This window comes from Streptomyces sp. SD31, from assembly GCF_052068475.1.
Lineage (GTDB): Bacteria > Actinomycetota > Actinomycetes > Streptomycetales > Streptomycetaceae > Streptomyces.
The window spans coordinates 53,299-59,952 of sequence record NZ_JBQHCX010000029.1; the positions used below are offsets into that span (position 1 = coordinate 53,299).

The 6,654-nt window shown below is 68.8% G+C and carries 7 protein-coding genes and 1 pseudogene; 3 read left to right on the forward strand and 5 right to left on the reverse strand.

Annotation, left to right across the window (positions count from 1 at the left end; translation table 11 throughout):
* The first annotated feature begins 345 nt into the window (after positions 1–345).
* Positions 346–1,197, forward strand: a complete 852-nt coding sequence (locus ACTMVF_RS41140) for an alpha/beta fold hydrolase (RefSeq protein WP_441276214.1) — start codon at positions 346–348, stop codon at positions 1,195–1,197.
* A gap of 559 nt (positions 1,198–1,756) precedes the next feature.
* A complete protein-coding gene (locus tag ACTMVF_RS41145; RefSeq protein ID WP_441276223.1) occupies positions 1,757–2,044 on the forward strand; it encodes an alpha/beta fold hydrolase in 288 nt (95 codons plus the stop codon).
* Positions 2,045–2,573: 529 nt separating this feature from the next.
* Here the strand turns inward: ACTMVF_RS41145 and ACTMVF_RS41150 are convergent.
* Both ACTMVF_RS41150 and ACTMVF_RS41155 read right to left on the reverse strand, forming a co-directional pair.
* The gene (locus ACTMVF_RS41150) at positions 2,574–3,146 is read right to left on the reverse strand and encodes a TetR/AcrR family transcriptional regulator (RefSeq protein WP_441276215.1); all 573 of its coding nucleotides are present in this window, start codon (positions 3,144–3,146) and stop codon (positions 2,574–2,576) included.
* 118 nt (positions 3,147–3,264) lie between these two features.
* The gene (locus ACTMVF_RS41155) at positions 3,265–3,732 is read right to left on the reverse strand and encodes a winged helix-turn-helix transcriptional regulator (RefSeq protein WP_441276216.1); all 468 of its coding nucleotides are present in this window, start codon (positions 3,730–3,732) and stop codon (positions 3,265–3,267) included.
* Between the two features lie 92 nt (positions 3,733–3,824).
* Between ACTMVF_RS41155 and ACTMVF_RS41160 the strand changes: the two genes are divergently transcribed.
* Positions 3,825–4,325 carry a PaaI family thioesterase gene (locus ACTMVF_RS41160; RefSeq protein ID WP_441276217.1) on the forward strand — a complete coding sequence of 167 codons (501 nt, stop codon included), beginning with the start codon at positions 3,825–3,827 and terminating at the stop codon, positions 4,323–4,325.
* Between the two features lie 200 nt (positions 4,326–4,525).
* Here the strand turns inward: ACTMVF_RS41160 and ACTMVF_RS41165 are convergent, their stop codons facing one another.
* From ACTMVF_RS41165 to ACTMVF_RS41175, 3 genes and pseudogenes are all read right to left on the reverse strand, one after another.
* Positions 4,526–5,593 carry an alkene reductase gene (locus tag ACTMVF_RS41165; protein WP_441276218.1) on the reverse strand — a complete coding sequence of 356 codons (1,068 nt, stop codon included), beginning with the start codon at positions 5,591–5,593 and terminating at the stop codon, positions 4,526–4,528.
* A 245-nt stretch (positions 5,594–5,838) separates the two neighbouring features.
* Positions 5,839–6,289 (reverse strand): annotated as a pseudogene (locus ACTMVF_RS41170) (ATP-binding protein); the annotation flags it as partial.
* 37 nt (positions 6,290–6,326) lie between these two features.
* Positions 6,327–6,654: AMP-binding enzyme (locus tag ACTMVF_RS41175; RefSeq protein WP_441276219.1), on the reverse strand; the 328-nt coding region annotated here is incomplete at its 5' end.

Here is a 6,654-nt window from a genome sequence, read left to right on the forward strand (position 1 = left end):
TGTTCGTTGCGCGTCGCGGAGTGCGGTCGGCTCCGAGGGCTTCGGCTGTGAGGGCTTGCTTGCACCACCCTCGCCCCTCGTGCATAGTATTATGAATGTAATTCAATCTCCCTCCGCCGGTGCCGCTCCAGTACTCGGCGAGGTGGATTCCGGGGCAATCGGAGTGAATCGGCAGGCGTGGGTCGGCATCCGCCGCGGTGTGACCTGGTCGACAGCGCCGGCGCGGTGCATCGGGCGCCGGCGAAGAAAACGAAAGCTCCGTCCCGCCGTCCGGCACGTCTGCGGTGTGCTGCGCGAGCGGACCCGCGAGATGTCACGCGCACCCGTCACGAGGAAAAGGACATCATGAGCACCTATCTGGCAGACAAGGCCGAGGACCTCGTCGTCGAGGGCCCCTCCGCGCGGTTCACCTACCGGCGGATGGGTCCGCAGGGCGGTGTCCCGCTGGTCCTGCTGAACCGCTTCCGCGGCACCATCGACTGGTGGGACCCGGAGTTCCTGGACTACCTGGCCGCCGACCACGACGTGATCGTGTTCGACAACGTCGGCGTCGGCTACACCGACGGCGAGCCGCGTGACTCCCTCGAGGGATTCGCCCAGGGTGCCATCGAGTTCATCGACGCACTCGGCCTCGCGCAGGCCGATCTGCTCGGCTGGTCCCTGGGTGGCATCGTGGCCCAGCGGGTGGCCGTGCGACGCCCCGAGCTGGTGCGCAAGATCGTCGTGGCGGGCAGCGGCCCGGCCGGCTGGGTGCCCGACGCTCCGCCCTTCAGCGAGAAGGTCCTGGGCATCATGGCCAAGCCCGATGCCGACCTGGAGGACATGCTCTACCTGTTCTACCCCGAGACGGAGACGGCCCGCGCCTCCGGGCGCGAGCACTTCGACCACGTCGCGACCCGGCTCGCCGCCGGCGGCCCCGCGGTCTCCGAGGCGGCGGCCCAGGGCATGCTCACCGCGGCGGCCGCCCTTCTGGCGGCGCCCTTCGACGAGGTGGTGGCGGAACTAGAGGCGATCAAGCAACCCGTCCTCTACGCCAACGGCCTGCACGACGTGATGATCCCCGCCCACAACTCCTATGTCGCGGTCCAGCACCTCGACAACGCCACTCTCGTGCTCTACACCGGTGCCGGCCACGCGTTCCTGTTCCAGTACGCCAAGGCCTTCACCCGGCAGGTGGCCGACTTCCTCGCCGCCTGACCACACCGGCCCCGCCGCCGCCCCCGCAACGCGGGGCGGCGGCGGGGCCGAGGCATCGTGCCGGCGCCGCCGCACGGCTTGTGTGAGGCGGCGCTCGCGCGATGGGCGAACGTCACCGCCACGGGACCTGGTGGCCGACTTCGTGTCCCCGCCGGGACCTCGCGGAGATGTCCGACGCGCAACCTGGCCGGCCTGTTCGGCCCGCGTGCGCAATGAGCGCCGAGCCGTCGACGTGGTCTCCCGAACCGGCGGCCGGCTGTGTCGGTGCTCCGCCATAGGGTCCCGATGTCCGCGGCCTTTGACCGTCGACCCCCGCAGACTGCAGTCGCAGCCGGGAGACGCCAGGGAAACACCCCCCATGCCGAAGGGCACGACGTGAATGACTCCCAGGAAGCGTGAATGACTCCCAGGAAGTACGAGGCGACGTCGTGACGTCGTACAAGAACGCACCGACCCGCACCATCACCGCCGACGGAGTGACCTTCGCCTACCGCGAGCTCGGTCCCCGGTCCGGCGTCCCGGTGGTCTTCCTCACCCACCTCGCCGCGGTTCTCGACAACTGGGACCCCCGGGTCGTCGACGGCATCGCCGCCAGCGTCATGTCGTCACCTTCGACAACAGGGGTGTCGGTGCTTCCAGCGGTTCGACGCCGCGCACCATCGAAGCGATGGCGAAGGACACCGTCACGTTCATCCGGGCACTCGGGCTCGAGTACGTCGATCTCCACGGCTTCTCGATGGGCGGCATGATCGCCCAGGTGATCGCGCAGACCGATCCGGACCTCGTCCGCAAGCTGATCCTCACGGGTACCGGTCCGGCGGGGGGGGTGAGGGCATCAAGGACGTGACCCGGTTGTCCCATCTCGACACCGTTCGGGGGCTGCTCACCCTTCAGGACCCGAAGCAGTTCCTCTTCTTCACCCGTACCGCCAATGGGCGTCGGGCCGGGAAGGAGTTCCTGGCCCGCCTGAAGGAGCGCACCCAGGGCAGGGACAAGGCGATCTCTCTCGCGTCGTACGGCGCTCAGCTCAAGGCCATTCACCGTTGGGGGCTGGAGCGGCCCCACGACCTCTCGGTCATCCGCCAGCCGGTGCTCGTCGCAAACGGCGAGAGCGACAGGATGGTTCCGACCCAGAACTCGGTCGACCTGGCGCGGCGAGTGCCGAACGGCGAAGTTGGTCCTCTATCCCGACGCCGGCCATGGCGGCATCTTCCAGTTCCACGGGCAGTTCGTGGAGACGGCTCTCGAGTTCCTCGAGCGGTAAAAGGCGTGCGGTGCGGTCGTAGTCTGGGCCGAGGATGGTGCCTCAGGGCCGTGGCGCCCTTTGGGTGAGCGGCTCGAGGCGCCCGTTCACTGACGCGACCTCGCCTTCCGCCTCACCCCATGAACGCGAGAGCGTTCTCGATCCCCAACTCCAGGACCTCATCGGCGCGCTTCTGGTCGGACAAGGCGCGGGACAGCTGCAACGTCCCCACCAGCATGGTGAAGAGGCCGATGGCCTTGGCCTGAGCGGACTGCGGGTCCTCGGGTGTCAGGCGGGCGGAGATCTCCTCCAGGATGGCCTGCGCGCCGTCGCTGTAGGCCTGCCTGGTCCCGTCCGCGCAGCGGCCGATCTCGTCGAGAAGGGCGGCGGAGGGGCATCCGAGGCCGGGGTGGTCCCGGTGCTCGGGGGACAGGTACTCGCGAATGAGGTCCTCGAGTCCCGGGCGGCCGGGGCGCAGGGTGCCGTAGCTCGCGACCTGCGTGTGCAGTTCCTCGGCCACGACATGGGCGACGAGGTCGTCCTTGGACGCGAAGTGGGCGTAGAAGGCTCCGTTGGTGAGCCCTGCGTCCGCCATCAGCGTGGAGATGCCCGAGCCGTCGATGCCGTCCTGCTTGAACCGGTGGCCGGCCTTCTCGATGATGCGTCGCCGCGTCACCTGCTTGTGCTCCTTGGCGTAGCGCACCACGAGCTTCCTCCGTTCGCTCCGTAAGGCCCATGCTTCGCACTCAAGGGTAATCCATGGCCTGACGCACGTAATATCATGACCGGCGGGCCCATGTCCGGCGTCCGCATGACCGGCGTGCTCACGACCGGATACGGGCACCGGGTCCGAGTCGGGCGGTGACTTGCCCGGGGGTGAGGGTGGAGTGCTCCGCGGAACACTCGACGATGACGCGGACCGGGGCGTCGCAGTCGGTGTGACGGATGTCCAGTACGGGCCCCTCGGGGCCGAGGGCGTACGTCTCGCCCCACTGGGTCAGCGCCATAAGGACAGGCCACAGATCCCAGCCCTTGCGGGTCAGGCGGTACTCGTTGCGGGAGCGGCTGCCTGGCTCCCGGTAGGGGACGGTCTTGAGGACGCCGGCCGCGATCAGCTTCCGGAGGCGGTCGCTGAGGACGGCCTCCGACAGCCCGATGTGGCGGTGGAAGTCGTCGAAGCGGCGGACTCCGTTGACGGCGTCCCGCAGGATCAGCAACGTCCATTTCTCACCCACCACGTCCAGCGTGCGCTGGATGGGGCAGTTCTCCGTGCTCGCCTCAAGCCACTCCATCCCGCCATCGTAGGGGCCTGGCTTCGTCATTGACAGTCAGGTGAGCGAGAAGCTAGCTTCATGTCCAAAAGTCAGATGGAAGGTGCCCGGTCGTGGGACGAACGCGTACGTATCAATGGGAAGATCCCGCGATCCTGGCGGAAGCTGCCGGACGCCTGGCCGGCATCGACTTCCTGCGTGAGTTGCAGGCGGGGCGACTGCCGGCGCCGCCCATCAACTACTCCATCGACTTCACTCTGGACGAGGTGGAGCCCGGCAGGGCGGTCTTCTCCCTGACACCGGGTGAGGAGCACTACAACCCGATCGGCAGCGTGCATGGTGGCATCTTCGCCACCCTGCTCGACTCGGCGGCTGGTTGCGCAGTCCAGTCGACCCTTCCGCAGGGCGTGGCGTACACCTCGCTCGACCTGACGGTGAAGTTCCTACGACGGATCACCGTGGACACGGGCACGGTACGTGCCATCGGCACGGTGGTCAGCACGGGTCGTCAAACCGCCCTGGCCCAGGCACAGTTGGTCGACGGTACGGACCGTCTGCTCGCCCACGCCACCAGCAGCTGCATGCTCTTCCCGGTGCCTCCCTCGCAGAGGTGAGCCTCGGCGGCGACCGGTATCGGTCTGGGCCGTGATGCCGGACTCCCTCGATCTCGGCACAGAACGCCGGAGTGCGAGGTGAAACGACTGCGGCGCACGTCGGTGGCAGCCCGATGACTACTCGGGTCGCCGGCCGCCGTGCGCCGCGGTCGTGCCCAGGCGCCCGAAGGAGATGATTCCTTCGGGCGCCGTGCTCTTCGTCAGGCGGCGTGGGTGGGGTAGTCGGTGTAGCCGGCCGCGCCGCCGCCGTAGAAGGTGGCGGGGTCAGGGGTGTTCAGGGGGGCGCCGGAGCGTACGCGCTCGACGAGGTCGGGATTGGCGAGGGCCATGGTGCCGACGGTGACGACGTCGGCCAGACCATCTTCGATGTCCTTGGCGCGGGTGGCGATGTCGGCACCGGCCCGGTTGAGGATCAGGGAGGTGGGCCACAGCTTGCGGAGGGTGAAGAGGAGTTCCTCGTCGCCGCCGTGGCCGATGTGCAGGTAGGCGAGGTTGAGGGGGGCGAGGGCGCGCAGGAGGTGCGGGTAGAGCTCGTGCGGGTCGCTCTCCGCGAGGTCGTTGAGCTTGAAGGGGTTGCCGGGAGAGATCCGGATGCCGGTGCGGCCGGCGCCGATCTCGTCGGCCACGGCCGTGGCGACCTCCACCGCGAAACGGATGCGGTTGTCGAGGGAGCCCCCGTACTGGTCGGTGCGCTGGTTGGCGCTGGGGAAGAGGAACTGGTTGACCAGGTAGCCGTTGGCCCCGTGGATCTCGACGCCGTCGGCGCCGGCCGCGATGGCGGCCGCGGCGGCGCGCCGGAAGTCGTCGACCGTCGCGGCGACCTCCTCGGTGGACAGCTCGCGCGGCTCCGGCATCTCCTGGAGCCCGGACGGGGTGAACGTCTGGCCGGCCGGCTTGATCGCGGAGGGGGCCACCGGCTGCCGGTGGTGGGGGGTGTTGTCCGGGTGGGAGATGCGCCCGGCGTGCATCAGCTGGATGACGATGCGTCCGTCGGCCTCGTGTACGGCGTCGGTGACCTTGCGCCAGCCGGCGATGTGTTCCTCGGTGTAGATGCCCGGGGTCACCGGGTAGCCCTGGCCGTCGGCGGAGGGCTGGGTGCCCTCGGTGATGATGAGCGCGTGCGAGGCGCGCTGGGCGTAGTACTCGGCGTTCAGCTCGGTCGGCACGCCGTCCGGGGTGGCCCTGCTGCGGGTCAGGGGGGCCATGGCCAGCCGGTGCGGCAGGGAGATCTCTCCGACGACGGTCGGGTTCCACAGGGCGTTGAGCATGGGGGATTCCTCAAGTGATGGGTGGTGGTTTCAAAAGGGGCGGGGGCGGCGGACACCGCGTGGACGTGGACACCGGGCTCTTCTGCTTCCGGGTCCGAAGACGCACCCGCCCTGCGCCCGCCGGCCGAGTCGGAGTCGGCGACGGCCTATCAAATTACGATCGTAATTCTATGCGGGCGGGTGGGCTGTGGCAAGTGGATCCGGCATGGGGCACGTAGCCGCGCGGCGCAGCTCGCGCAAGAACCTCACGCCAGAGCGGATGAGAGTTCCGCAACGGCTGCTGGAATCGCCTGCTCCGCCCAGACGACCTTGCCCTCGCGGTTGTGCCGTGTGCCCCAGTGTTCGGTGGGCTGGACGAGGAGGAGCAGGCCCCGGCCGCCCTCGTCTAAGACCCGGGCGCGGCGCAGGTGCGGGGCGGTGCTGCTGGCGTCGGAGACTTCGCGCGTCAGGGCGGACTGCAGGATCATCCGCAGTTGGATGGGGCTCTTGCCGTAGCGGATGGTGGTCGTCACCAGTTCGCCCCACCAGTTCGCTGACCACGAATTCGGTGGTGAAGGCCAGTTCTTCCAGCCCTCAGGCGGTCAGTTGATCGGATGCCTGGACGCGGGCCGTGGAGATGACTGCCGGGTCGCTGGGGAGACCCCAGGTCGCGACATGATCGGCGTCAAAGGCTCCGGTGGGGCGGTCCGCCGGGCGCGCCCGCCCACCGTTAGTCAGGGAAGGCGACAGCCGATCACGGGGTGTGGTCGGCGCGGCGGAGGACAGGGCGCAGGATCTCGATGACGTCGGGGTCGTCCACTGTGGAGGGGATGGGTTCGTCGTGGCCGTCGGCGATGCCGCGCATTGTCTTGCGGAGGATCTTTCCCGAGCGGGTCTTGGGCAGGGCGGCTACTACCGCGACGTCCTTGAGGGAGGCGACGGCGCCGATGCGTTCGCGTACGAGCTGGACGAGTTCGGCCTCGACCTCGCCTGGTTCGCGGTCGACGTCGGCTTTCAGGACGACGAAGCCGCGCGGTACTTGTCCCTTCAGAGGGTCGGCGACGCCGATGACGGCGCATTCG

What these genes read in the sequence shown, in the direction of transcription:
- ACTMVF_RS41140 (WP_441276214.1), top strand. Translation starts at nt 346, where the DNA reads ATGAGCACCTATCTGGCAGACAAGGCCGAGGACCTCGTCGTCGAGGGC.
- ACTMVF_RS41155 (WP_441276216.1), bottom strand. Translation starts at nt 3,732, where the DNA reads ATGGAGTGGCTTGAGGCGAGCACGGAGAACTGCCCCATCCAGCGCACG.
- ACTMVF_RS41165 (WP_441276218.1), bottom strand. Translation starts at nt 5,593, where the DNA reads ATGCTCAACGCCCTGTGGAACCCGACCGTCGTCGGAGAGATCTCCCTG.